23 protein-coding genes are annotated in these 23,751 nt (G+C 55.2%); 17 read left to right on the plus strand and 6 right to left on the minus strand.

The features are described 5' to 3' along the window. Window position 1: 1 nt before the first annotated feature. Together KQX66_RS24065 and KQX66_RS24070 are read left to right on the plus strand one after the other, a co-directional pair. Window positions 2-520, plus strand: coding sequence for a hypothetical protein (locus tag KQX66_RS24065; RefSeq protein WP_253957399.1), 519 nt, complete (start codon window positions 2-4; stop codon window positions 518-520). 80 nt (window positions 521-600) lie between these two features. Beyond that, window positions 601-1,338: a YhcN/YlaJ family sporulation lipoprotein gene (locus tag KQX66_RS24070; RefSeq protein WP_216795349.1), complete on the plus strand. Its 738-nt coding sequence runs from the start codon at window positions 601-603 to the stop codon at window positions 1,336-1,338. Between the two features lie 101 nt (window positions 1,339-1,439). On the opposite strand, the gene KQX66_RS24075 is transcribed toward KQX66_RS24070, so the two are convergent. After that, window positions 1,440-2,150 (minus strand): response regulator transcription factor, encoded by a 711-nt coding sequence (locus KQX66_RS24075; protein ID WP_216795351.1) that lies wholly within the window; start codon window positions 2,148-2,150, stop codon window positions 1,440-1,442. Window positions 2,151-2,340: 190 nt separating this feature from the next. Here KQX66_RS24075 and KQX66_RS24080 point away from each other — a divergent pair, with 190 nt between their 5' ends. Together KQX66_RS24080 and KQX66_RS24085 are read left to right on the plus strand one after the other, a co-directional pair. After that, window positions 2,341-2,523 carry an aspartyl-phosphate phosphatase Spo0E family protein gene (locus KQX66_RS24080; protein WP_216795353.1) on the plus strand — a complete coding sequence of 61 codons (183 nt, stop codon included), beginning with the start codon at window positions 2,341-2,343 and terminating at the stop codon, window positions 2,521-2,523. 63 nt (window positions 2,524-2,586) lie between these two features. After that, window positions 2,587-2,811 carry a hypothetical protein gene (locus tag KQX66_RS24085; RefSeq protein ID WP_216795355.1) on the plus strand — a complete coding sequence of 75 codons (225 nt, stop codon included), beginning with the start codon at window positions 2,587-2,589 and terminating at the stop codon, window positions 2,809-2,811. 44 nt (window positions 2,812-2,855) lie between these two features. Here the strand turns inward: KQX66_RS24085 and KQX66_RS24090 are convergent, their stop codons facing one another. Then, entirely contained in the window at window positions 2,856-3,173 is a 318-nt protein-coding gene (locus tag KQX66_RS24090; protein ID WP_010494072.1) for a winged helix-turn-helix transcriptional regulator, read from the minus strand. A 256-nt stretch (window positions 3,174-3,429) separates the two neighbouring features. Here KQX66_RS24090 and purT point away from each other — a divergent pair, with 256 nt between their 5' ends. From purT to KQX66_RS24120, 6 genes are all read left to right on the plus strand, one after another. Next, the gene (gene purT, locus KQX66_RS24095) at window positions 3,430-4,620 is read left to right on the plus strand and encodes a formate-dependent phosphoribosylglycinamide formyltransferase (RefSeq protein ID WP_216795358.1); all 1,191 of its coding nucleotides are present in this window, start codon (window positions 3,430-3,432) and stop codon (window positions 4,618-4,620) included. A gap of 110 nt (window positions 4,621-4,730) precedes the next feature. Beyond that, window positions 4,731-5,519, plus strand: coding sequence for a TIGR00266 family protein (locus KQX66_RS24100; protein WP_216795360.1), 789 nt, complete (start codon window positions 4,731-4,733; stop codon window positions 5,517-5,519). A gap of 67 nt (window positions 5,520-5,586) precedes the next feature. Next, window positions 5,587-5,862: a hypothetical protein gene (locus tag KQX66_RS24105; protein WP_216795362.1), complete on the plus strand. Its 276-nt coding sequence runs from the start codon at window positions 5,587-5,589 to the stop codon at window positions 5,860-5,862. A gap of 147 nt (window positions 5,863-6,009) precedes the next feature. Next, window positions 6,010-6,516: a metallophosphoesterase family protein gene (locus tag KQX66_RS24110; RefSeq protein ID WP_216795363.1), complete on the plus strand. Its 507-nt coding sequence runs from the start codon at window positions 6,010-6,012 to the stop codon at window positions 6,514-6,516. A 22-nt stretch (window positions 6,517-6,538) separates the two neighbouring features. After that, window positions 6,539-6,880 carry a bacillithiol system redox-active protein YtxJ gene (gene ytxJ, locus KQX66_RS24115; RefSeq protein ID WP_216795364.1) on the plus strand — a complete coding sequence of 114 codons (342 nt, stop codon included), beginning with the start codon at window positions 6,539-6,541 and terminating at the stop codon, window positions 6,878-6,880. Window positions 6,881-6,919: 39 nt separating this feature from the next. Beyond that, the gene (locus KQX66_RS24120) at window positions 6,920-7,741 is read left to right on the plus strand and encodes an alpha/beta hydrolase (protein ID WP_216795365.1); all 822 of its coding nucleotides are present in this window, start codon (window positions 6,920-6,922) and stop codon (window positions 7,739-7,741) included. A gap of 124 nt (window positions 7,742-7,865) precedes the next feature. Here the strand turns inward: KQX66_RS24120 and KQX66_RS24125 are convergent, their stop codons facing one another. Continuing rightward, window positions 7,866-8,741: an SDR family NAD(P)-dependent oxidoreductase gene (locus KQX66_RS24125; protein WP_216795366.1), complete on the minus strand. Its 876-nt coding sequence runs from the start codon at window positions 8,739-8,741 to the stop codon at window positions 7,866-7,868. A gap of 141 nt (window positions 8,742-8,882) precedes the next feature. Between KQX66_RS24125 and KQX66_RS24130 the strand changes: the two genes are divergently transcribed. Continuing rightward, window positions 8,883-9,332, plus strand: a complete 450-nt coding sequence (locus tag KQX66_RS24130; protein WP_216795367.1) for a MarR family winged helix-turn-helix transcriptional regulator — start codon at window positions 8,883-8,885, stop codon at window positions 9,330-9,332. A 156-nt stretch (window positions 9,333-9,488) separates the two neighbouring features. On the opposite strand, the gene KQX66_RS24135 is transcribed toward KQX66_RS24130, so the two are convergent. Next, on the minus strand, window positions 9,489-14,600 hold the full coding sequence (locus tag KQX66_RS24135) for an AAA family ATPase (RefSeq protein WP_253957400.1): 5,112 nt from the start codon (window positions 14,598-14,600) through the stop codon (window positions 9,489-9,491). Window positions 14,601-14,826: 226 nt separating this feature from the next. Here KQX66_RS24135 and KQX66_RS24140 point away from each other — a divergent pair, with 226 nt between their 5' ends. Both KQX66_RS24140 and KQX66_RS24145 read left to right on the plus strand, forming a co-directional pair. Next, window positions 14,827-15,729, plus strand: a complete 903-nt coding sequence (locus KQX66_RS24140) for a TIGR01777 family oxidoreductase (RefSeq protein ID WP_216795369.1) — start codon at window positions 14,827-14,829, stop codon at window positions 15,727-15,729. Window positions 15,730-15,736: 7 nt separating this feature from the next. Then, on the plus strand, window positions 15,737-16,045 hold the full coding sequence (locus KQX66_RS24145) for a hypothetical protein (RefSeq protein WP_216795370.1): 309 nt from the start codon (window positions 15,737-15,739) through the stop codon (window positions 16,043-16,045). Window positions 16,046-16,070: 25 nt separating this feature from the next. Here KQX66_RS24145 and KQX66_RS24150 read toward each other — a convergent pair whose 3' ends face one another. Continuing rightward, the gene (locus KQX66_RS24150) at window positions 16,071-18,215 is read right to left on the minus strand and encodes a DNA topoisomerase III (protein WP_216795371.1); all 2,145 of its coding nucleotides are present in this window, start codon (window positions 18,213-18,215) and stop codon (window positions 16,071-16,073) included. 119 nt (window positions 18,216-18,334) lie between these two features. On the opposite strand from KQX66_RS24150, the gene KQX66_RS24155 reads away from it, so the two are divergent. Continuing rightward, window positions 18,335-19,894: a diguanylate cyclase domain-containing protein gene (locus KQX66_RS24155; protein WP_216795372.1), complete on the plus strand. Its 1,560-nt coding sequence runs from the start codon at window positions 18,335-18,337 to the stop codon at window positions 19,892-19,894. Between the two features lie 16 nt (window positions 19,895-19,910). Here KQX66_RS24155 and KQX66_RS24160 read toward each other — a convergent pair whose 3' ends face one another. Next, complete coding sequence (locus KQX66_RS24160; RefSeq protein ID WP_216795373.1) at window positions 19,911-20,747, minus strand: AraC family transcriptional regulator; 837 nt, start codon at window positions 20,745-20,747, stop codon at window positions 19,911-19,913. A gap of 136 nt (window positions 20,748-20,883) precedes the next feature. On the opposite strand from KQX66_RS24160, the gene KQX66_RS24165 reads away from it, so the two are divergent. From KQX66_RS24165 to KQX66_RS24175, 3 genes are all read left to right on the plus strand, one after another. Continuing rightward, window positions 20,884-21,891, plus strand: coding sequence for a Gfo/Idh/MocA family protein (locus KQX66_RS24165; RefSeq protein WP_216795374.1), 1,008 nt, complete (start codon window positions 20,884-20,886; stop codon window positions 21,889-21,891). 19 nt (window positions 21,892-21,910) lie between these two features. Next, complete coding sequence (locus KQX66_RS24170) at window positions 21,911-22,849, plus strand: aldo/keto reductase (protein WP_216795376.1); 939 nt, start codon at window positions 21,911-21,913, stop codon at window positions 22,847-22,849. A gap of 171 nt (window positions 22,850-23,020) precedes the next feature. Beyond that, the gene (locus KQX66_RS24175; RefSeq protein WP_308647268.1) at window positions 23,021-23,746 is read left to right on the plus strand and encodes a class I SAM-dependent methyltransferase; all 726 of its coding nucleotides are present in this window, start codon (window positions 23,021-23,023) and stop codon (window positions 23,744-23,746) included. Window positions 23,747-23,751: the final 5 nt, after the last annotated feature.

Here is a 23,751-nt window from a genome sequence, read left to right on the forward strand (position 1 = left end):
CATGATGTCGGAAGCAAACGAACCGAACGCGTCCTGGAGCAGCCGGAAACGTATTCCGGGCGAAGAAATCGGGGAGCGGCTCGACTCCGTTCGCGTGTTGAAAGAAGATGGGCTTGAACTGTATGAAATCGCCAAAGACAAGGCAACGGGGGAGCATTACCTGCATTACGCCTACTTGCACCGGAATTTGGCCGCGATCCCGGCGGGACCGGAGGCCGTACAGGAAGAATCGTTTCATCACTTGATGCCGCTGGAAAGCGACGAGGTGCTCGGTTTTTTATTCGGGGAAGCGCCTTACGATTATCCGGCCCACTGGAGCAAGCCGTTCTTGCGCAACGGCCCCGAAGGCGATTATGTATGGTTCGATCCTGGCTATTCGGCGGCAGAAGCCGAGCATGAAGCGATCGGCCGCGACATTGCGGAGCAGCTTGCGCTCTTTAAGCAAGCGGGAGACGTATCGGAACAAAAAGTCCGCGAGCTGCTGGAGCGGTTGAATCCCAACGATAGCGAAAAGAAGTAGTGCTGCGCATATTTTCCGGCGGGTGATTCATCCTAAGCGTGAGCCTTACGAGGGCACGTCTACAGGAGGGACACGACAGGATGAACACCGCGATACACCGAAAGGGGCTGCTTCTGCTCGCAGTAGCCGGCTGCTTGCTGCTGCAAAGCGCGTGCGGCGGGAATAGGCCGCAGGCCAGCCGGCCCGGCGGCGGGCTGGAGGATTACCGGCAGCAAGCCTTGTATGACCGCGATTCCCGCAATAACGAAGACGGATCGCTGGGGGTCAAGCAGCGTTGGGTAGACGAACAGCAGGCCCGTCAAGGGAAGGAATACAGCGGACGAAAACAGCTCGATATGACGAACCGGCACTCGGCGAGTACGATGGCATTCGCTCCGCAGATCGCCGAGCGGGTGAAAGGCGTCTCCGGCGTCCGTGAGGCTCAAGTGCTGCTGACGGAAGTGAACGGCTATGTGGCGGTCGTTCTGGACGGTCATAGTCCGGAAGCCGAGGCGTCGCCGGACATGCTGGGGTATCAGGTAACGTCGAAAGGCGGAGTCGGGATATTCGGAGGCACCGATAAAGGGCCAAACCGATATTCGTGGACGGAAAACGGGGGCTTGTCGACAGGAAAGGCCGATGAAATTCGCAAGCTGGCCATGTCGATGGCGCCAACCAACATTCAGCAAGTATACGTATCGGCGAACCCGAATTTCGTGCAGCGCGTCCGCTTTTATGCGAAGGAAGAAAAGGAGCGCGGCACCATGACCAATTATATGAACGAGTTCAATACTTTGGTCCTGCATGTATTTCCGGACGATGCCAATACCCGCAAATAACGATGCCGCCGTATGCAAAAATCCGGCCGGTCGCAACGCTTCGACAAGGTTGCGTGCCGGCCGGATTTTTATGTTGATAAAAATGCAGTCGGTGAGCCTGGCTAATTCGCCTTCATTGGCATTTCGAATTTATATCCGACGCCCCATACGGTTTTGATATATTTGGGCTCTTTGGGGTCCGCCTCGATTTTTTTGCGGAGATTCGTAATATGTACGTCGACCGAGCGTTCGGTCACGAAGGAATCGATGCCGCGAATTTTGTTCAGCAGCTCTTCTCTTGAGAATACTTTGCCCGGGTGCAGCCAGAAATTTTTCATGATTTCAAATTCGGAATAGGTCGTTTCCACCGCTTGTCCGTGCAAATAGATGCCCCGCTTTTCCAAATCGAGGACGATGTCCTTCGTTTCCGCAGGTGCTGGGTCCTCTGCTGCCGGTCTGACCGTTTGGGTTAAGGCGGAGCGGCGCAGAAGCGCACTCGTCCGCGCGGCCAGCTCCCGCATGCTGAACGGCTTGCATAAATAATCGTCGGCGCCGATCATCAGCGCGTTGACGCGTTCGGATACCTCGCTTTTGGCGGAAACGATCATGATCGGTACGTTGGAGACGGTGCGAAAGTGCTTGCACAGCTCGATGCCGTTCGTATCGGGAAGCATCAAATCAAGAATGACGACATCCGGCTCATGCCGGCTGAACAATTCTTTGCCCTGCTTGCCGTCGGCTGCACAATACACGGTATAATCCTCTTCGCTCAAGTAAATGGATATCATATCCGCAATACTTTGATCATCCTCAACCAGCAATACTTTAGACATGACGTGCCACCTCGACGAAATGAAGTATTAGAAAAATGTTAAGAAACTTAATAAAAATCAAATATGCGGCTGCTACTTTTTTAAAGAATGTCCTTCATAATCGAAGTCGTAGAAAGCTTTAAGAGCGAATAACCCGACATGGAAACGGCCGGCCGTTCGTTTGCGCGAACAAAGCCAAGGAGGTATACCGATGCTGATTCAAGCACAGTTGGAACACCGGATTCACAGCTGCATCGACGAGCTGAACGCTTTGGTAACCGGCCAAGGCTGTTTGCTGACCGATCCGGAAGTCCTACATAAAAGCATGGAGCTCGACGAGCTCATTTTACTCGCCATGCGTCCGCTGCAGCCAGCCGGACAAGCCGCCGTATAAAAGCGCCGGCAGGAGGCCACACCAAAGAAGTAAACGACTTTTTTGGAAGGATGTGCCTCCGCCGTGAGCAGCGCTTACAAAGTTTGTGCTTGCCGCAGCGCTTCGAGCTGCAACTATGCGCCTCAACGAGATATCATTCGGACGATCAACCATGAGTCGTCCTTTTCGCGTGCGTTATTTATGAACGGCTTGAACGAGCTGGACATGAAAATCAAATGCCCGCAGTGCGGGCACCGTATGTTCTATTACCCGGTCACCTGGATGGCCGAGCCTGTCCACCACGATTAACGCTTCTTTCATTGTAGCATGAGAGGGCATGTCAAGAAACGGGGTCATTTGACCCACGTTTCTCCCCACTTTTGAACCGCATTCATGACCGGTTCCAGTGCTTTTCCCTTATCTGTCAATTCGTACTCGATCCGGACCGGCGTCTCGGGATAGACGTGCCGGCTGATTAATCCGGCGGCTTCCAGCTCTTTGAAGCGTTCGGCAAGCATGCGGTCGCTCATTCCGGGAATCATCTCGGAGATATCTTTAAAGCGGCACGGACCTCCCAATAATGCCCGGATAATCAGACCGGTCCAGCGCTTGCCTAAAATTTCAAAGGCGGCTTCGAATTTGGGACATAAATGATGCGGATGATCTGCCATCGTTTTCACCTCTTCTTACCCTTCATTTTAGCATAAGTTACTTGACAAAAGTAAGTTTTTTGTTTCGTTTTTGCCGGTTTGGCCATCCCGAAGTCCCGGCAGATCCGTTCGCCTCAGGCGTGGCGGGGCTTTTCCTGCTTCTGAACTAAATTTGTCGTTTTTCGTCGAAGATTAGAGTTGAAAAATCGAATAAAGTAAAGTATAACAGCGATAGGACTTTTATGAAAATCATACCATCATTCAGGAGGAACCTTCCATGTACGGTGCACCGTTATCGACGAATGCGAAAAAAATGATGCTGCTGGGAGCAGGCGAGCTGGGCAAGGAGGTTATTCTTGAAGCCCAGCGTCTTGGCGTGGAAACGATCGCGGTCGACCGTTACGCGAATGCGCCAGCTATGCAGGTGGCGCACCGAGCCTATGTCATCAACATGCTGGACGGCGAGGAGCTGCGCCGAATCATTGAGAAAGAACGCCCCGATCTTATTGTGCCCGAGATCGAAGCGATTGCGACGCCTACCTTGGTGGAGCTGGAAAGCGAAGGTTATCGCGTCGTGCCTACGGCAACCGCCGCAAGGCTGACGATGGACCGGGAAGGCATCCGCAGGCTGGCCGCGGAGACGCTTGGTTTGCCGACAGCGAGGTATGCGTTCGCCGACAGCCTGGAGGAGCTGCAGGAGGCTGTCGCGACGATCGGTACGCCATGCGTCATTAAGCCGATTATGAGCTCCTCGGGCAAAGGGCAGAGCGTCTGCCGCACACCGGAAGACGTAGAAGCTAGCTGGAACTATGCCATGGAAGGCGGCCGGGCCAAAAAGACCCGCGTCATCGTGGAGGAATTCATCCGCTTCGATTCGGAAATTACGCTGCTTACCGTCCGATCCGTCTCCGGAACGACGTATTGCGCGCCCATCGGCCATATTCAAAAGGATGGCGATTATATCGAATCCTGGCAGCCGCATGCGATGAGCGACGCTCAAATCGCGGAGGCCCAGCGGGTGGCGGGGGCGATCACCGAAGCGCTTGGCGGCGCCGGCATTTACGGGGTCGAATTGTTCCTTGCGCCGGACAAGGTGTACTTCAGCGAGGTCAGTCCCCGCCCGCACGATACGGGGATGGTGACGATGGCTTCGCAGGATTTGTCCGAATTTGCCTTGCATGTGCGGGCGATCCTCGGGTTCCCGATTCCGAATGTGCGGCTGCTGACACCGGCGGCTTCCTATACGCTGAAGGCGGACCGGGAAACGTCGGATTTTCGTATCGGCGGTCTCGAACAGGCGCTGGCGGTTCCGAATTCCCAGGTTCGCGTGTTCGGCAAGCCGGAGACGAAGCCGGGCCGGCGCATGGCTGTCGCTTTGAGCTCTGCAGAGACGGTCGAAGCCGCCCGCCAGCAGGCCATGGAAGCCGCTTCGCACCTACGGATCGAGTACGGGACAGACAAGACTTGAGGCCGCGAAACCACTTCTTCCGGATGTGCGTATACCATCCATAAGGTTCATAGAGTCCTTCCATCAGTTTAACAACGGGTACAAGCCCCCCCTAAAAGGAGAGAGCGTCCATGAATGCGCATGAAGTTGATTACCGGATTGTCGGTTCGGAAATGCAGTTTGTCGAGGTCGAGCTTGACCCGGGAGAAACCGTTTTTGCCGAAGCCGGATCGATGATGATGATGGACCAGAGCATACAGATGGAAACGATTTTCGGCGATGGCAGCGGGCAGAACAAAGGTTTCGTCGGAAAACTGTTCGGCGCGGGCAAGCGGCTGCTTTCGGGCGAGAGCTTGTTCATGACTGCGTTCACGAACCGGGGCTCGGGCAAGGAATGCGTCAGCTTTGCTTCCCCGTATCCCGGCCGCATTTTACCGATGGACCTTATGGAACTGAGCGGCAAGCTGATCTGCCAAAAGGATGCGTTTCTGTGCGCGGCGAAAGGCGTTTCGGTCGGCATCGAGTTTCAGCGCAAGCTGGGCGCCGGATTTTTCGGCGGCGAAGGCTTTATCATGCAGAAGATCGAAGGCGACGGTCTGGCGTTCGTTCACGCGGGCGGGGCGATTCATGAGCGAGTGCTGGGCCCGGGCGAAATGATCCGCGTGGATACCGGATGTCTGGTCGCGATGACGCAGGATGTGGATTACGACATCGAGTTCGTCAAAGGCGTCAAGACGGCGATCTTCGGCGGGGAAGGGCTGTTCTTCGCCACGCTGCGGGGACCGGGCCGGGTATGGATTCAGTCGCTGCCGTTCAGCCGGTTGGCGGATCGGGTGATGAGCGCGGCACGGACGGGCGGACGCAAGGAGGAAGGCAGCATTTTGGGCGGCCTTGGGAATCTGCTTGACGGCGACCGTTAAAAAACGATATGATTGATAGTACGATTATTTTTTGCCGCTCACAATATCGTTGAAAGAGGTGCTGTAGATGGCGTACCAACCACAAGTCATCGATGCCAAAATCGTCAGTCACAATCCGAAAAACGGATTGTTCGAAATCGTAGCACAATTGAAGGATCGGACGGTTTGCCGTCTTATTTACGAACAGGATACGGCAGGCAACGTCACGCCAACCCATATTAACCGGCTGCTGAAAGAGCCTTGCCCGATTTGCCGCAAAGACTTTTTGTGCAACTGCATGTCCAAGTTCAAAGAAAACATTTCGTCTCAAGCGCTTGACTTGGCGGGTACTCCACAAGCTTAACCGGCGGACCGTTCGAAGGACCCGTGGACCTCTTGTTCACGGGTTTTTGCGTTCGATATGGGCATGCACCCTCGCGGTGCTTTTTTCTTTTCCCGCGGTTGTATGGTAAAATGAAGAAATCAATGGAATTGGAAGGCGGGAGCTGCCATGCGCATCGGAGTCGTATCCGATACTCATATGTTCAGCCGGGCCAGAACGCTGCCTGAGCCGCTCGTCCAGGGCTTGCAGGGGGTTGATCTGATCCTGCACGCGGGAGATTGGGTGGACGAGGCCGTGTGCGATCTGTTTGAGGCGCTGGCCCCGGTTGACGGGATTGCCGGCAACAACGACGGCATGGACATCGTTAGACGCTTCGGCCGCCGCAAGCTTCTCGAGCTCGGCGGGTATCGCATCGGGATGGTGCACGGCCACGGCGGCCGTTCTACGCCCGATACGGCTTATGAATCGTTCCGGGACGCGGAAGGGAAGGGGACGGCGGACATCGTGCTGTTTGGCCACTCGCATATCCCTTACAAGGAAGAACGCGGAGGCATGCTGCTGTTCAATCCCGGATCGCCGACCGATAAGCGCCGGCAGCCCAGGTATTCCTTCGGTATCCTTCAGCTTGGAAACCGGGTGGAAGCCGACCATTATTATTTTGACAAAACCAATTGAATCAGGAGACGGAGGAAGCGACATGGCACAATGGAAGGAAATTACAACGAATGAAGAATGGGAACAGCTTTTAGCGGCGACGACGGAACAACCGATCGTTGTGCTAAAGCATAGCACGGCATGCCCGGTCAGCTTCAATGCGCTGCAGGAATATGAGGCTTATCTCGGAAAAACGCCGAACGAGGATGTCGAGTATGTTTTGGTCAAGGTTATCGAGTCCCGTCCGGTGTCCAACCAAATTGCCGAGGATACGGGCGTAAAGCACGCTTCGCCGCAAATTTTATATATCAAGAACAAAGAAACGGTCTGGAACACGTCGCATTGGGCGATCACCGAAGAACATATGACCGCCGTATTGAACTAAGGCCGGCAAACCGAGGCTAAGGAAAGGGGAACGACCGCTATGGGAGTGACGCCGTTTGCGTTTTTTTCCGGCGCGTTGTTTGCGCGCAAGCTATGCTACGTCTATCTTCCCCCGAGCTATAACGAGTCCGAGGACACCCGCTACCCGGTTATTTATTTGCTACACGGGCTATACGGGAACGAAACGAGCTGGAGCGTGAAAGGAAACGCCGAGCAAACGATCGAAAAGCTCATGGCTTCCGGCGACCTTCGCGAAAGCATCGTAGTCATGGTCAGCGACGGAGGCTACGGCCACGGCACGTTTTACGTCAACTGGTTTGACGGCTCGGGACGCTTCGAAGATTATTTCCTGTACGATCTTATACCTGCGATCGACCGCGAGTTCCGCACAATTGCAGATACTTCCCATAGAGCTCTCTGCGGCCTGTCCATGGGCGGCTACGGCTCGTTCGTGCTGGCGTTGCGCAATCCGCATCTCTTCGGCGCGGCCGCCAGTATCGCGGGTGCGCTCATGTCGGTCGGCCTCATGAACGAAGCGTTCCTTCGTACGGATGTGTGCCGGATGATCGGACCCGTCCACGGGCCGTTTGCGCAAGAGCTGGATTTGCACATGCTGGCTGCACGAAGGGTGAAGGAGGAAGTCCGGCCCGCGCTTCATTTCAACTGCGGTACATCGGATTCGTTATTCCCGCTCAACTCCGCTTATCAGGCGTTGCTTGAGCAGATCGGCTACCCGCACGAGTATATGGAGTTCGAAGGGGATCATAATTGGGAGTATTTCGGAGGGCATCTGCCTGAGGCGCTTCGGTTCATCGAACGATCTTTCGCCGGATCGGCGCCAAAGCACAGCCCGGCAGTTTGACAACCGGCACGGCCGAAAAGCCCGCCGTCTTCAGTGGATGAAACGCATGATTTCATCGCTGGAGACAGGCGGGCTTTTTTGTGTCCGGAGCGTTAATTCAGTTTATCCTTTCCTCATCCGTATTCTAGGAAAGAAATCCTTTTTGCTCCAGCAATTCTTCTGTGGCTTTCCACAGCTTGTGCTGCATTGCAGCATCTCCTCCGGGCGATACGGGTTCAATTGATTTTCCGGTTCCAACATTAAAATATCCGCCTGTCATTTTTTGATATTCCGGCTCCACTATCAATCGGGTGATAATATCGGCGCCTCTTCGCGGATCTCCAAGACGAAGGGCCTTCAACAATCGTTCTAATACGGGTGCGAACCAAAGCTCCCGTCCGAGTCCGGTAACATTAAATCCCGGATTTAGCGCGTTTACGCTGATTCCTGTACCGGCCCACCGACGTGCCAGTCCAGCTGTGAACATTATATTTAACAATTTGGTTTTTCCATAAATGGGGGATGAGCCGCGAGGGGTAAAGGGAGTTGGATCCGTTAAATCCTCGGGGAGCTTCAAAACGCCGTGACGACGTGAAGCTTCGGAGGCGACATTGACAACTCTGGCCATGTCTGCGTTCTCCAGGGACGGTTTTAGCGTATCTGTCAATAGCCACGGTGCCAAATAATTGACAGCAATCATTTCAGGAAACCCCTCGGGCGTGATGCGGGGCTCAAAGGCATGGATTCCCGCATTGTTCAACAGCACATTAATTTTAGGATAAGTGTCAGCTATTTCACCCCCTATCCGTTTTACATCCTTCAAGAGCGATAAATCTCCATAAAAAAAATCAACTTTTGCCGATGGTGCATTCTCCTCAATCTGTTTTCTCGTCGCATCAGCGCGCTCTTTGCTTCTGGCCGTCAAGACAAGGTCGAAACCGCGTTTCCCCAATTCAAGCGCGACAAGCTGTCCAAGACCGCTGGTGGCACCAGTAATGACAACAGTTGCTTTATGAGGCATCGTCATTTCTCCTTCATGTGATATAATTTTTTTGGAACCAATAGGCAGTGTTTAGTTGACATATGTCCACTATAATAATTTGATTGATATATGTCAATCAAATTCGGGTAATCTTTTTGATCTGAAGAAAGGTGATTGAGGATGAAGGAAAATGAACCGAGGGAGAAACTGGAGATTGCGTTGGGCGAGCAGCTTAACGCCCTCATTAGCGCTTCACATGCTTTGAATGTCAGAGCCGCAGCGAAATTCGATTCCTCCTTACAGCCGGCCGCTTTCCATATTGTTCGTTGGCTGTACTCCTATGGCCCCACTAATGCCGCCACATTAGCGGAATCGACTGCGATGGATCGAAGTTCGGTTAGTCGCCTTGTGAAACAGCTCCAGTCTCTGGGATATGTGAACAGAGAAGCGTCTCCTAAAGATGGACGGGGAATCGTGTTGTCTCTTACCGAGTATGGACAACAAAAAATAATCGATGCGCTTAAGGAGAAAGAGTCCATTTTTTATGAACGTCTCTCGGACTGGAAGGATGCAGAGCTTCATGATTTCATCCAAATGCTCCGGCAGTTCAATGGATTCAATCGTCGATAAGAACGTAAACTTGCCAAAGTGAAGGTGTATGGTTAACCGAAAAGTATTGGCTGACGCGAACCGAACGTTAGTTCAAAAAAAACCAGTGGACAATCCAAGACCTTATTTTTCGGTCCTAGGCTGCCGCTGGTTTTATACTCAGGTCAGTCTAATATTTTATTTTCGGCGGACACCTTTTTTACACAAATGCACGGTAAACGTCGTTCCCTTCCCCGGATCGGAATGGCACTCCACGTCTCCACCGTAATGCTGCAAATAATTTTGCACGATATGCAGACCTAGACCGGAATTCGTAACGTCGGATTTGGTGGAGAACCCTTTCTCGAATAGGTTTAACCGGTCCTCTTCCTTGACATAGGAGCCGGTATTAAATACGGAAACCGTGTATCGGTCATCGGATTCTTCGATCGTCAGGCGGACGATGCGGAGCAAGTCGTCGGCCGGAATGGCCTCTACGGCATTTTTTAGCAAATTGTACATAATGCTGGAGAAATAACAGATCGGCAGCGTCAGCTCTTCAAACGTGCAGTCAAGCTTCCCGGCGACCTGCAGATCGATTTTCTCCGCGATGCAGATCAGCGACAGGTTGCTCAGAACGACACCGAGCACCGGAAATTCAACCGAGCCGATGACCGAATGCTGCACGATTTCTTTGCACCAGACGGAGATATATTCCTTCGCCATATCGAACTTGTTCATCATCAGCAGAGCATGAACGGTTTGCACATTGTTGATCAGCTCGTGCTGCGCTTTGCGTATATTCAGCATGGTTGATTCCGCCGATTGTACCCACCGTTCCTTCTCGTCCAGCTGCAAACGGATGTTTTTCTCCCGCTCCTCCATGAGCTGCAGCTTGCAGTCTTTGTATTCCAAATGGTCGTACAGCTTGGAATTCTCGACCAGCATCGCGACCTCGGCAGCCAGCAGCTTAAGCGTGTCGAGACGCGTTTCTTGAAATACATGGCTGGCCAGGCTGTTCTCCAAGTAAAGCGCGCCGATCAGCTTGCTCTGCTTAAGAATAGGCACACAAAGAATCGATTTGGGCCGCTGCGCCAAAATGTAAGCGTCCCGGGCAAAAATGTCCGAGGCTGTCGCATCGTGCAAAAGCACCGTTTCGCCGGTCCGGGCAGCAAACTGTATCACCGTAACGGCCGCGCTGCGGCAATCGTCCAAATGGGCCGAATGCAGCGATTTGAACGGGGCTTGAAGCGCCTTTTCCGCTTCGACGAACAGCCGGCTGTTCCGTTCGAGCACGAGGAGTCCTTTGTCCGCACCCGCGTTTTCCAGCAGGATCGTCATGATGCTTTCGAGCATGTGCTGGAAGACGGCTTCGTTCGAGATCGCTTGAGACGCCTTCATCATGCAGGAGAGGTCGATCGTCGATTCGCCGGTCTGCACCCGGCCGAGTAAGGACGGATAGCGTTGGGCGAGATCGGATACCTTCCGGTTGGCGCCCCACTTTGCATATAAGCTTCGGGCTTCCATGAAATAGGAGCGGGCCACCTTGAGCTTGCCGGTCTGCATATAGAACTTTACGGCATATTCCCCGGCCATCGCTTCGAGCGGCAGGAAGCCGTTTTTCGAGGCATGATGAATGGCCTGGTCGTATTTTTCCACAGCCAGCACCGGGTTACCCGAAATCCGATGCCATTCGGCTTCGACAAGCAGCTTCATCGCCAAAAAATTGTCCGGCGAGAAGGTTGACCATTTTTCCAGAAACCGGATGCTTTTGCGGATACGGACTTTGTAAGCTTTCTGCTCCTTGGCCGGCGCTTTGGCATACAATCCGGCAAGCGCCAAAGCATAATGAAAGTGATGCAGGTGCACGTGCGGCAGACCGAAAACCGACTTGATGCCAGCTTCCGCGGTCTCGCAAATCGCCTTGGCTTCATCCGGGCGGTCCAGCAGCAAATACGTCTGCGCTTGAAGCGCGTAATACGTGTGGGCAATAGCCTGATTGGTCAAAGCTTTCATTTGCTCCGCTTCGTTCGCATTCATGAAGGGGTCGCAGTCGTTTGCGCCGGCCGGGGCAGGCAGGATATCTTCCTTCAAAAACATCATATAGCGCTGAAGCACGGTATAAATCCAAATGGTATCCCGGTCTTTTGCTTTATGTATGAACGCATGGTACTGGTCCGTTTCCTTAAGTACTACAGCCAACGGATCGCCTTTAAGCAGCCGCATAAAAAAGCTGAACGCGATCGAATAGCCTGCGTATATGAAATCCCCCGATTCTACACCGTATTGATAAGCCTTGCGCAAATACCGGACACTTGCTTCGATATGCTCCTTTGCGTTGCTCGTAAAGGAACCGTAAGCAAAATAGACTTTGCATTTCATGGACAAATCGTTAAACGTATCGCTGAGCTTCGCTCCAAGCCGACCATATTCCATACCGGCCTCAAGCCGCCCGAGCAGCGAGCTTAGAATGATCCCGTACGTCGAGCAGGCGAGGGCCGAGCCTTCCGAATGGCCGTGAACGAGCGAGTAGTTGAACATTTGCAGCATCAGATAAACGTATAATTCCGAATTTAAAAAATAAGCCGGAGGCGTCAAATTCACCATGAGCCGCATAACCGTTTTATGGTTCGGGTCCGTCATGACCGGCAGATCGAGCACCTCTTGAGAATGCCGGGTTCCTACCAGCAGATACGCCTTCACCAACGCCCGTCCAATGCTGAGCTTGCCGGGATTCGGCCGGATCGAAAGACCGAACAGCTTCAATCCTTCCAAGCCGATCCGTAACGCTTCTTCATGCTCGCCCATATTGGTAAAAAGCACGATCATCAGGTTGCAGGCTTCCGCTTTTTCCAGCTTCGTCCGCGCATGCTTCAGCACCGTCTGAAATGAACGCTTCGCTTCTTCAAATCGACCGCACAAGTACTCCAGCTCGGCTTGATCCAGCTGCAGAGAGAAGGTCAGCTCGTACTGCCGCTCCCAGCAGTCTTCCTCCAGCAATGCGATACCTTGGGCCGCATAGCGCAGCGCGACGTCATAAGCGGAATTGGTCTTCGCTTTCCGGCATGCCGCCGCATTCAAGCGGGCCAATTGATTTTTTTCCTCAGGGAGCGTCATCAGCTCCGAGCCGAGATTGAGCTGATTCGTCATTTCGAACAGTCGCTCTTCCCGTGCATCCCCTTGATCATGATTTTGCAGCAGCCTTCCGATATGCAGATGAATCTCTTTTTTTCGCTCCTTCGGGACAAGCGAGTAGACCGCTTGATAGACCCGGTCGTGCATGAATTTGAAGAAGAGCTTATCCGGCGGGACTTGGCGCGCAAGTCCGGCCTGCATCAGAAGTCCGTCGGTAACCGCTTCATGCAGCAGGGGGACGATCGTGTCCGGAGGCCGGTCCAGCACATGGGCCAGCGTATCGATATCAAAACGGTGCCCGACGCAAGCGGCATGCATCAATACTTGCTGTAAAGGTCCGGAGAGACGGCGTATTTTGTTGATCATAAAATCCACTACGTTGTCGGTAATATGCAGCTCGCCGATTTTGTCGGGGTCCCATTCCCAGCAGTCGGCGTCATAGTTGAAGCGCAGCAGCTGATGATCGTACAGCGTTCGGAAAAACTGCTTGGTAAAGAACGGATTGCCTTTCGTCTTATCCATGATCAGGTCCGCCAATTCCTTCACCGGCTGGCGGCTCGGCCGAAGCGAGTCGTTCAGCATGCGTTCGATGTGCTCTTCCTGGAGCGGTTCGAGCCGGATTCGCGTCCTGTTCGGCATTTGGCTTCGCTCCATTTTGTCCAGGAACGCCTGCAGCGGGGGAGGCTCGCTAAATTCCCGGTCCCTGCAGGCTCCCACGAACAGTCCGTACTGAAGCCCCGATTCCAACACCAGGTCCTCGATGATCTGGACGGATGACGGATCGGCCCATTGCAGATCGTCCAAGAAAATAACCAGAGGCTGCTCTTTGGACATAAAGGCGGACAAAAATTTTTGCAAGGTTAAAATAAACCGGTTATGCGTTTCGACAGGCGGAAGCTTGGAAAGCGGCGGCTGCTTGCCTAATATTAGCTCAACATCGGGATTCATCTCTACCAAGATCTGTCCGTTTGGTACGACGGCATCCAAAATCCGCTGTTTCAGCTCCTGGAACTGTTCCTCGGGAAGCGCGAGCAAATGCTGCAGCAGCTGCCGTCCCGCTTGCTGAATGGCATGGTACGGCGTCTCGCGCCTGAATTGGTCGAACTTGCCGGTAACAAACAAGCCGCCGCCGCTCTGCACCGATTGTTGAAATTCATGGATCAAATACGACTTGCCGATCCCGGACAAGCCGGAGACGAGCACGATTTCGAGGTTGCCGAGCCGTGCGCGCCGGTAAGCGCCCTGAAGCTGCTGCAGCTCCGCTTCGCGGCCGTAGATCGCATCGGAGATGCGGAACTGGTCCGACATTTCTGCGCCGCCTACGGCGGACTCGTCGATGCAGCCTTCCGTCTGAAGCTGCTTCAAGCAGCTTTCCAAATCCCGCCGCAGCGCAAATGCGCTCTGATACCGGTGTTCCGGATGCTTGGCCAGACACTTCATGACAATATCGGAAAGGGGCTGCGGTACCCCATACGACCGCTCGCCGGGTGGGACTGGCTGCTTCGCCATATGCTGATGCACCAGCTCGCAGGCATCCTCGCTGTCGAACGGATACACTCCGGTAAGCATCCGGTAGAACAAAACGCCCAGCGCGTACACATCCGTCCGGGTATCCGTTCGGCGGTTCATACGTCCGGTCTGCTCCGGCGCTGCGTAGAGCAGCCGTTCCGCTTCGTAACGAGGCGGTTCCTCGACGGCGTCCGGTATTGCGGTCGTCGGCGTTACGCTATATAAATCGGTAAGTTTCATCTTTTTTCTATCGGATTCGACAAAAAATGCAGACGCCGAAAGAGCCAGATGGGCGAATTTCAATTGATGCAGCCTTCGGATCAGTTCCGACGCCGCAACGGCCCACTGCAAAAAAAGGCCGAGCTCCATAGGCTGCGGAGTTAACAGGGAAGAAAGAGGGCACCCGTCCGCGTGCTCCATGACAAGCGCGGAAGCGCCGCCGACCGAGATCATCCCGCAAGGAACGAGGATGTCGCCCAGTGGAAGGGTTTTGCCGATTTTATATTCTTGATGCAGCCAGTCGGGTTGCGAAGGCTGGGAATATTCGTCTTTTAATACTTTTACGAGCCTTGTCTCGCCGGAAGGAAGCTCTTCGCCGCGGTAAAGAATCGTGAAGCCGTTTTCGCCGATCGGCTCAAGCGACTTTTCATTTACGTTCCAAGCCAATGGAATGCCCTCCGATAAACTGCTATGTTTCATTTCATTGTACTTTTTCACAGGTGTGGAAGCAACCATTAATCCCATTATCCGCCATTAAAAGAAGCTTGCTGCCAGCTCTTGCAGCGCCGGAAGCGGAACGGAAGGTAAAGATTTTCGACGCGGCATGGCTTCACGAAGCGATTTCCGATATAATGAATGTCAAAAAGATATCAGTGTAAGCGGAGGAATATTCATGAAGGTCGCTATTGCAGGGGGGACCGGCTTTGTCGGCAAGCATTTGACCCAGTTGTTTTTACAAAAAAAAGATACGGTAATCCTCATTTCACGGAAAAAGCGACGTTCGGATCATCCTTTGATTCGCCACATGACTTGGGATGAACTGGAAAATAATATTAAACCGCTGGAGGGCGTCGACGCGATTGTCAATCTGGCGGGGGAAACGATCAACCAGCGCTGGACGGAGGAAGCCAAGAAGCGGATTCTGGAATCGCGTCTGGATGCGGTTAACCGTGTCCAAGCCCTGATCGAACAGCTGGAGAAAAAGCCTGTGCTGGTGAATGCGTCCGGCATGTCGATCTACGGAACGTCGGAGACCGAGTCGTTCACGGAGGAAAGCGAGCTGCGCGTAGAGGATTTTTTGTCCGGCGTCGTCGACCAATGGGAGATGGCAGCGGAGCATATCCCCGATACGCGCGTCGTTCTGCTGCGGATTGGACTTGTGCTTGGCAAAGACGGGGGCGCTTTTCCGAAGATGAGCTTGCCATTTAAGCTCGGTGTCGGCGGACGGGTCGGCAGCGGACGTCAAATCATGTCGTGGATTCATATCGAAGACCTGTGCCGGATGATTGAGTTCTGCATCGAGCACGAAGAGATCGAGGGGCCGGTCAATGCGACGGCGCCGATTCCGGTGACGTACGACCAGTTCGGGCGCAGCTTGGCCAAGGCGCTTCGCCGGCCGTACTGGTTTCCGGTTCCGGAATTCGTGCTGAAAGCGTTGTTCGGCGAAATGTCCGAGCTTTTGTTGAAGGGTCAACAAGTATTTCCGAAAGTCGTGACTGACCTCGGATTTCGTTATAAATATTCGATTATCGACCATGCGCTGGAAAATCTGGTGCGGTCCGGAAAGAAAGGGTGAACACGCGATGATCGAATACGGTAATCCCGACATCCGGGAGCTTCGGTTCACGCGATTTCATTCCCGGGCAGAGGTGCGCAGCGAGCAGTGGATCGATGTGGAGGTAAGTCTGGGGCTGGAAGAGGGCAGCGAGGCGCCGGAAGGGATTGTCGAACTGGGAGCGCTCATCGTCTGTACGCGCCGGGGCGATATCGTTGAAATTGTCCCGCAGGACGAAGGAAGAGACTGCGAGTACCAGTTCACGGAGCAGGAAAAAGCGCAGCTGCGGACGTATTATGAGCGGGAAGTCCGGCCGACGGTGGAAACAATGCGCTAAAAAAAGATTGAAGCCAATTGCGGCTTCAATCTTTTTTGTGCTTCGCCATCGCGGCTTTCAGCGCTTCTTCCAGGCTGGAACCGAGCGAAACGTTATCGCTATACTGTTTGGCGAGCTGGGCTTGCTGCCGCTTGGCCGCGCGTCCGCCGCCTCCGGATTCGCCAAGCATCTCGACCACGTTGCACGGACGGCACTGCGCGTATTTGCCGGCCTTGCCCGTATGGATCTCCATCCGCTTATGGCACTGCGGGCAACGCTTGTTCGACAGAGCGGGCTCCGCAGCTCGTTTATACGCGCATTCGCGGTCGCTGCACACAAGCAATTTGCCGCGCTTGCTCTTGATCTCCTGCAGCGGCTTGCCGCACTCGGGGCAGCGGGAATGGGTCAGATTGTGCGGCTTGTATTCGGCTTCGCTTACCTTCACTTCCCGGACAATGGCCTCGGTTTGCTTGCGGATGCTCTCCATAAACTTGCCGGCGTCGCCTTTGCCTTTGGAGATCCGTTCCAGCTCCTGCTCCCAAGCGGCCGTCAGCTCCGGGGTGCGAAGCTCGGGCACGACGAGCTCGATCAACTGGGCGCCTTTGCCGGTCGGCTGGAGCGTATTCATGCGACGCTCGATCGTATCGGTCTGCAGCAGCTTCTCAATAATATCGGCACGGGTCGCCGGTGTCCCGAGATTATGCTTTTCCATGACCGAGAGCAGCGCCGCCTCGGTGTAACGGCCCGGCGGCTTGGTCGTCTGCTTGTGCTGGCTGAGCCGGAACTCCTTCAGCTCCATCCCGGGCTGAAGCGGGGGCAGCGTTTGCCGGGAGGCCGGCTCGTCTTCGGCCGCATCGTCGTCCTCGTCTGCGCCGGCCGATGCTTCATATAACGCCTTCCAGCCCGCTTCTTTGACAATGCGCCCTTTGGCGTGGAAATGCTCTCCTCCGACCTCCAGCGTCACCGACGTCTCGTCATAGCGGAACGCCGGAGAGAACAGCGCGATGAACCGGCGCACGATCAGGTCGTACAGCTTGCGCTCCTCGGCCGTAAGATTGTGCAGCTGCGGGCGTTCGTCCGTCGGAATGATCGCATGGTGGTCCGATACTTTGCTGTCGTCGACGACGTGCTTGGAGACCGGCAGCGGCTTCGCAAGCAGCGGCTTGATCCAAGCCGCATAAGGCTGGACGTTCAACGCCTTCAGCCGGTCGGGAAGCGTAGAGACCATGTCCGAGGACAAGTACCGCGAATCGGTGCGCGGATACGTAACAAGCTTGTGCTGCTCATACAGCCGCTGGAGCACGTTCGACGTCTGCTTCGCGGTGAAACCGTGCCGCTTGTTGGCATCGCGCTGCAGCTCGGTTAAATCGTAGGCGAGCGGATGGGGCTCGCTCTTCTCCGCAACTTTAAGCTGCGCAACCTTGGCCGAGCGCACCTTATTCAACCGTTCGAGCAGCGCGTCGGCAGCGGCTTTGTCGAATAGGCGTCCGTCCGGATGCGCCTGGCTCCGCCATACGGCTTGAAATGAGCCAAACTGCGCCCGCAGCATCCAGTAGTCTTTCGCCTGGAACGATTTGATCTCGCGCTCGCGGTCCATCATCGCCGCGAGCGTCGGCGTCTGTACGCGTCCGGCCGCCAGCTGGGCGTTATGCTTGCAGGTCAAGGCGCGCGTAATATTAAGTCCGATCAGCCAGTCCGCCTCCGCCCGGCAAACGGCGGATCGGTAGAGCGGGTCGTAAGACTGTCCGGGCTTCAGCGAGGCGAAGCCGTCGCGGATCGCTTTGTCCGTTTGCGAGGAAATCCAGAGCCGCTTGAACGGTTTTTTCCAATGAACCATTTCCATGATCCAGCGGGCGACCAGCTCGCCTTCGCGTCCGGCGTCGGTTGCAATGATGAGCTGCTCCAGATCGCTGCGCTTCGCAAGCTGGGCAATCGCCTTAAATTGCGGCGTCGTTTCGCGAATGATTTTCAGCTTCATCCGCGAGGGCAGCAATGGCAAATCGTCCAAATTCCAGCTTTTGTACTTTGGATCGTATTCCTCAGGCTCGGCCAGCGTGACCAGATGCCCCAATGCCCAAGTCACCACGTACCCGGGGCCCTCCATATAATGCTTATGCTTCTGATGGCAGCCCAGGACGCGCGCGATTTCTTTGGCGACACTAGGTTTTTCCGCCAATACGAGTGATTTCATGACAGGCTCCTTTCAACGGGGTTCGTTTATTCTTAACACAATAGTACAATAGTCCTAACACTTTTTTAATACGTGTCTGCTATGATCGACAGCACAGAGAAATAGAGGGGGTGCGGTCTATGTTTCAATTATTTATCGCTAATTTGGCATTATTAACTGCATTTATGTTTTTGTCAAGCCGCATCCTGCGCAACCACGAACGGAAGCCGTCTCTGCCGGTTAAGCTGCGTCTCGTTATCGGAGGGGCGCATGGCTTATTCGGCATTTTACTGATGTTCTTCAGTGTCAGGGTCGACGGGTCGACCATCCTCGATTTTCGGCAGATCGCCATTATCGCCGCAGCGCATTTCGGAGGGATCTACGCTTCGGCGGCGACGGGCTTGATCATCTCCGTCGGCCGGATTGCGATGTTCGGGGTGAATCCGTCTTCTCTGACGGCAGCCACGACAGCTACGCTTCTCGGCTTGGTCAGCGGCATCATAGCGATGCTTGTTACGGATTATTGGAAAAAATGGCTGCTTTCCATCGCGGCGAGCATTGGCGTCATCACCACGAGCTTATTCTTCCTGCTCGGATGGCAGAGCTGGAAGGTAAATCTTTACTTTATCGCCATTATTTTGTCCGGCGGTCTGTTCGTCGCATACCTGATCCGTTATTTGACCGACGCCAACCGTCTCGTCTATCAATTGGAGGAAAGCGAAGCCAAGTATCGGCGGTCGTTCACACTGCAGGAGGCGATTTTCCGCTCGGCGACGGGCGTTGCCATTATTTTCACGGACCCGGTCGGTGTCGCTAAAGTGTTCAATCCGGGGGCGGAACGGATGTTCGGAATTCCCGCCGAGGAAGCGATCGGGCGGCGGGTTCCAGGTACGATCGTGGACCCTGCGGAATTTGCGCTGAGAAAACAGGAGCTTCAGCGTCAGCTCGAACGACCGGTAGAAGATTTGGAGGTATTCGTGGCAGGCTTGTCCGAAGGGAAAGGTCAAGAGCAGGAATGGACCTTTGTCCGGCGCAACGGGGAACGGTTTCACGTACATTTGATGCTCAGCGAAGTAAGGGAACGCGGGGACCGCTTGCTTGGCTATTTGGCGATTATCGTCGACAGGACGGAGTCGAAGCGGGCTGAGGAGACGATGATGCAGGCCAACCGCATGCTGGAGCAGCTGTCGCGCCGCGACGGGCTGACGGGAGCGGCTAACCGCCGGGCGTTCGACGAATTTCTCGATGCGGCCTGGGCGACAGCAGCGATGTATTCGCAGTCGCTATCCGTCATTATGCTCGACATCGATTGCTTCAAAGCGTATAACGATACGTACGGTCATCAAGGCGGAGACGCTTGTCTGAAACAGGTTGCAGGCGCTCTGCAGCGGGTCGTCGGCAGCATGGAAGGACTCGCTGCCCGCTATGGCGGCGAGGAGTTTGTGGTCATTCTGACGTCATGCGGAAGGCTGCAAGCCGCCGGCGTGGCGGAGAGCATTCGCCGGGAAGTGGAAGCGCTTCGTATCCGGCATATCGGATCGTCGGTGTCCGAGTACGTCACGGTCAGCGTCGGCGCCGCTTCGGCCATTCCATATGCGGGGCTCTCGCCGCTCGAATTGGTCGGGATGGCGGACAAGGCGCTGTATCGGGCCAAGCAGGAGGGACGCAACCGGAGCGAAAGCTATCAGCCGGGGAGTTAACCGGGGGATGCCGAGGCTAACGGCGCAAATAGAGCTGCCGGTATTCCGTCGGCGTCATGCCTTCCTGCTCCAGAAATCGCTTGTTGTAGTAGCTGACGCTCGGATAGCCGGCGCGTTCGGCAATTTCCTTCACCGTCAGCTGCGGCTGCTCCAGCAGCCATTGCTTGCTGTTCTGCAGACGGCACAGCGTAATAAAGGTCATCGGCGTCAGATGAGTCGCTTTCTTGAACAGGCGGCAAAAATAATAACTGCTGACGCCGGCCCGGTCCGCCCAATGCTGCAAATCGAACGGCAGGCAAGCATCGCGCTGCATTTCAGGCAAGAGCTCCGAGATCCGGTTGTCGGCTTCGGGGCTTCGGGCTTCGGACCAGGGAACCGCTTGCGTGACGAATTCCGCCAGGATCGCGTAAGTCAGCGTCGAGATCCGGGTCAGCTGCCAAAACCCGTTCTGCTCCAGCTCCTCCAGCAAATCCGCCAAAGTCCGCTCAAGCGGCTTCCACTGCGGTATTTTCCACAAGGGCTTCGGTCCGATGCCCCGTTCCAGCAAAAACTCCTTCAGCGTTTTGCCGTAAAAATGCACCCACCGCACTTCCCAAGGATCGTCCTTGCTGCTGTAGTACCTTTGCGATTGTAAAGGGAAGTAGAGAAAGGCGTCTCCCCGGTGCAGCGTATGCTGCTGTCCGTCGGTTTCCAGATAGCCTTTGCCGTCCACGATCAGATGGATGCTGAAATTGTTGAGAGCTCCCGCTTTGCGCAGCACCTCATGCTCGGGGTCCTTGTACCAGCCGACCGATTCGGGCAGCAGCAAATATTCGTGCTCGTTAAGCGTCGGCAGAAAGCTTTGGCGCCGCATTTTTACTTCTCCTTTTAAATGACAATATTGTTTTATTCGACTGCAAAAAGATGTTATTTTCATTTTATTCCAGGATCAATATAATGACAATATCTTAGCATATTCATCCAAACCAAGCTGAAGGAGCGATGAGGGAATGAGGGAAAACAAGATTCGTTGGGGGGTCATCGGCTGCGCCGGTATCGCCGTACGCTCGGTCATTCCGGGGATTCAACAATCGGTTACCGGCACCGTGGCGGCCATTGCCAGCCGAGGACTGGACAAAGCGAAGGAAACGGCGGAGCGGCTGAATATCCCGAAGGCGTATGGAAGCTACGAGGAACTGCTTGCCGATCCCGGGATTGATGCCGTTTACATTCCGCTGCCGAACCATCTGCACAAGGAATGGACGATCCGCGCCGCAGAGGCGGGCAAGCACGTGCTGTGCGAGAAGCCGGCCGCGATCGATGCGGCGGAAGCAGAGGAGATGGCGGAAGCTTGCCGCCGGTCGGGCGTGACGTTCGCCGAAGCGTTCATGTACCGCTATCATCCGCGCTATGCGGCCATAAAAGCTGTGATCCGGAGCGGGGAAATCGGCGAGATCCGTGCGATCCACGGCGCCTTCACCTTCAACAATGCGAAGGATGCGGACAACGTTCGCTACAAGCAATGGATGGGCGGCGGGTCGATCTACGATGTCGGCGTATATCCGATCAGCGCGGCGCGGTTCATTCTGGAACGGGAGCCGGAAGCGGCGACGGTGCATGCCTTCTTCTCGCCGGAGCACGATCACGTCGACATGATGGCTTCGGGACTGCTCGAATTTGCCGGCGGCGTTGCGCTTACCTTCGATTGCGGGATGTGGGCGGCCGGGCGCAATACGCTGGAGATCGTCGGAACGGAGGGCCGGATCGAGGTGCCATCCGCGTACGTTGTCCATGAAAACGCGCAGGATCATTTTTATGTCTATGCCGGAGGGGAAAAGCGGGAAGTAGAGGTTCCTTACTTGAACCAATATACGCTTCAAGCCGACGCGTTCGGCCGGAACGTCCTGCACGGCGAGCCGATGCCGTTCGGACCGTCCGACGCGGTGAACAACATGCGCGCCGTCGACGCCTGCCTGACGTCAGCCCGGGAACGCCGCCGCGTGGAGTTGAACTTGTAATCATAGGGAGGAACGAGACGTGAGAATGATTCGCATTGAAGGCTTGGAAAAACCGGTATCGTGCCTGATTCAAGGGTCGGATTATTTCAGCATGGACATTTACGACAAGGTCTGCGGCGTGCTCGACGCGTTCTTCAAGATCGGAGGCAATACGATCGATACGGCTCACGTCTATGGCGGCGGGAACAGCGAGCGCACGATCGGCCAATGGATGAAGGACAGGGGGAACCGGGCCGATGTGATCCTTTTGACCAAAGGGGCTCATCACGACAGCAGCGGACCGCGAGTAACGCCCGAAGCGATCGCCAGCGATCTGAACGAAAGCCTGGAGCGGCTCGGCACCGATTATGTGGATTTGTATGCGCTGCATCGGGACGATCCGTCCGTACCGGTCGGCGCGATCATCGAAGCGCTTAACGGGCATATCGCGGCAGGCCGCATCAGGGCGATCGGCGCATCCAACTGGACCGTGCAGCGGCTGCAGGAGGCGAACGACTATGCGGCGGCGAACGGCTTAACCGGGTTCGCGTTCAGCAGCCCGAATCTAAGCCTGGCCAAAGCGAAGGAGCCGTTCTGGGCCGGCTGCGTTTCGGCCTACGCCGACGATTGCGCGTGGCACGAGCGGAACCGGTTCCCGCTGCTATCCTGGTCGTCGCAGGCCCGGGGCTTTTTCACCGGGCGCTATACGCCCGAGGTGACGGATAACGCCGACCTGGTGCGGGTGTTCTATAGCGACGATAACTGGGAACGTCTGCGCCGGGCCGAGATGCTGGGCAAGCAAAAAGGCGCCAGCCCGATTCAGATCGCGCTTGCCTATGTGCTGAACCAGCCGTTCCCCGCTTGCGCATTGATCGGGGCGCAGACGCCGGAGGAGCTGGAGTCGTGCCGGCAAGGAGCGGACATCCGCTTAACGCGGGAGGAGCTGCACTGGCTGGAGCACGGGGAAGGGGATATTTAGGCTTGTCCGGGCCGAAATCGAAAACGCTATTTGTCTGTAACAGCTTGCATCGGGAATTCCGCTGCAGGCTGTTTTTTTGTTTCCGCATGAACTTGTTGACGCGAAAAACGAGTTAAAGACGCTGGGTCCGGGATTGTGATATAATGATCGGACAAACGCCACCATTTGGAAGTGAGTGAAGCGCAAAGCATGAACGTGCGGGAGCAGTTCGGAAATATCGATATTTATTTGTTCGACCAGCTGCTGAAAGGGAGGATCGCTCCCGGGATGCGGTTGCTGGATGCAGGCTGCGGGAATGGGAGGAATCTGGTCCATTTTCTGCGAGAAGGATACGACCTGTGGGCCGTGGACCGGTCGGCTGAAGCGGTGGAAGCGGTCCGCGCTTTGGCTCGCGAGCTTGCGCCGCACGGAGAACGCATTTCTCCGGAGGAGCGTTTTCGTATGGAGCCGGTGGAGAAAATGAGCTTCGCCAACGATACGTTTGACGTCGTCATCTCTTGTGCGGTGCTGCATTTTGCCGAAAACGAAACTCATTTTCAGCAGATGGTATCGGAGCTTTGGCGGGTGCTGAAGCCGGGGGGCCTATTGTTCGTGCGTCTCGCTTCGGGTGAAGGTCTGGAGGACCGCATCCGTCCGCTTGGCGGCGGCCGGTATGTGCTGCCGGACGGCAGCGAGCGGTTTCTGGCCGACTCCGGGCTGCTGGAGCGAATGGCGGAAAAGCATCATGCTTTGCAGGTGGAGCCGCTGAAAACGGTGAACGTGGAGAACCTGCGGTGCATGACGACCTGGTGCTTGAAAAAGCCGCATATTTTATTTTTCGATCCGATCGAAGAACGGTCGGAAGAACGATTGCCGGAGGGGACCGGCGAAACGGACGAAACAGAAACGGGAGGATGACTTAG

This window comes from Paenibacillus oleatilyticus (assembly GCF_018998565.1).
Taxonomy (GTDB): Bacteria; Bacillota; Bacilli; order Paenibacillales; family NBRC-103111; genus Paenibacillus_G; species Paenibacillus_G oleatilyticus.

Excerpts from the sequence above, each read along its gene's own strand:
- KQX66_RS24130 (WP_216795367.1), top strand. The coding sequence starts at position 8,883 with ATGAAGGAAAATGAACCGAGGGAGAAACTGGAGATTGCGTTGGGCGAG.
- KQX66_RS24150 (WP_216795371.1), bottom strand. The coding sequence starts at position 18,215 with ATGAAATCACTCGTATTGGCGGAAAAACCTAGTGTCGCCAAAGAAATC.
- KQX66_RS24140 (WP_216795369.1), top strand. The coding sequence starts at position 14,827 with ATGAAGGTCGCTATTGCAGGGGGGACCGGCTTTGTCGGCAAGCATTTG.
- KQX66_RS24090 (WP_010494072.1), bottom strand. The coding sequence starts at position 3,173 with ATGGCAGATCATCCGCATCATTTATGTCCCAAATTCGAAGCCGCCTTT.
- KQX66_RS24080 (WP_216795353.1), top strand. The coding sequence starts at position 2,341 with ATGCTGATTCAAGCACAGTTGGAACACCGGATTCACAGCTGCATCGAC.
- KQX66_RS24160 (WP_216795373.1), bottom strand. The coding sequence starts at position 20,747 with ATGCGGCGCCAAAGCTTTCTGCCGACGCTTAACGAGCACGAATATTTG.
- KQX66_RS24125 (WP_216795366.1), bottom strand. The coding sequence starts at position 8,741 with ATGCCTCATAAAGCAACTGTTGTCATTACTGGTGCCACCAGCGGTCTT.
- KQX66_RS24110 (WP_216795363.1), top strand. The coding sequence starts at position 6,010 with ATGCGCATCGGAGTCGTATCCGATACTCATATGTTCAGCCGGGCCAGA.
- KQX66_RS24155 (WP_216795372.1), top strand. The coding sequence starts at position 18,335 with ATGTTTCAATTATTTATCGCTAATTTGGCATTATTAACTGCATTTATG.
- KQX66_RS24105 (WP_216795362.1), top strand. The coding sequence starts at position 5,587 with ATGGCGTACCAACCACAAGTCATCGATGCCAAAATCGTCAGTCACAAT.
- purT (WP_216795358.1), top strand. The coding sequence starts at position 3,430 with ATGTACGGTGCACCGTTATCGACGAATGCGAAAAAAATGATGCTGCTG.
- ytxJ (WP_216795364.1), top strand. The coding sequence starts at position 6,539 with ATGGCACAATGGAAGGAAATTACAACGAATGAAGAATGGGAACAGCTT.
- KQX66_RS24165 (WP_216795374.1), top strand. The coding sequence starts at position 20,884 with ATGAGGGAAAACAAGATTCGTTGGGGGGTCATCGGCTGCGCCGGTATC.
- KQX66_RS24145 (WP_216795370.1), top strand. The coding sequence starts at position 15,737 with ATGATCGAATACGGTAATCCCGACATCCGGGAGCTTCGGTTCACGCGA.
- KQX66_RS24120 (WP_216795365.1), top strand. The coding sequence starts at position 6,920 with ATGGGAGTGACGCCGTTTGCGTTTTTTTCCGGCGCGTTGTTTGCGCGC.
- KQX66_RS24100 (WP_216795360.1), top strand. The coding sequence starts at position 4,731 with ATGAATGCGCATGAAGTTGATTACCGGATTGTCGGTTCGGAAATGCAG.
- KQX66_RS24075 (WP_216795351.1), bottom strand. The coding sequence starts at position 2,150 with ATGTCTAAAGTATTGCTGGTTGAGGATGATCAAAGTATTGCGGATATG.
- KQX66_RS24065 (WP_253957399.1), top strand. The coding sequence starts at position 2 with ATGATGTCGGAAGCAAACGAACCGAACGCGTCCTGGAGCAGCCGGAAA.
- KQX66_RS24070 (WP_216795349.1), top strand. The coding sequence starts at position 601 with ATGAACACCGCGATACACCGAAAGGGGCTGCTTCTGCTCGCAGTAGCC.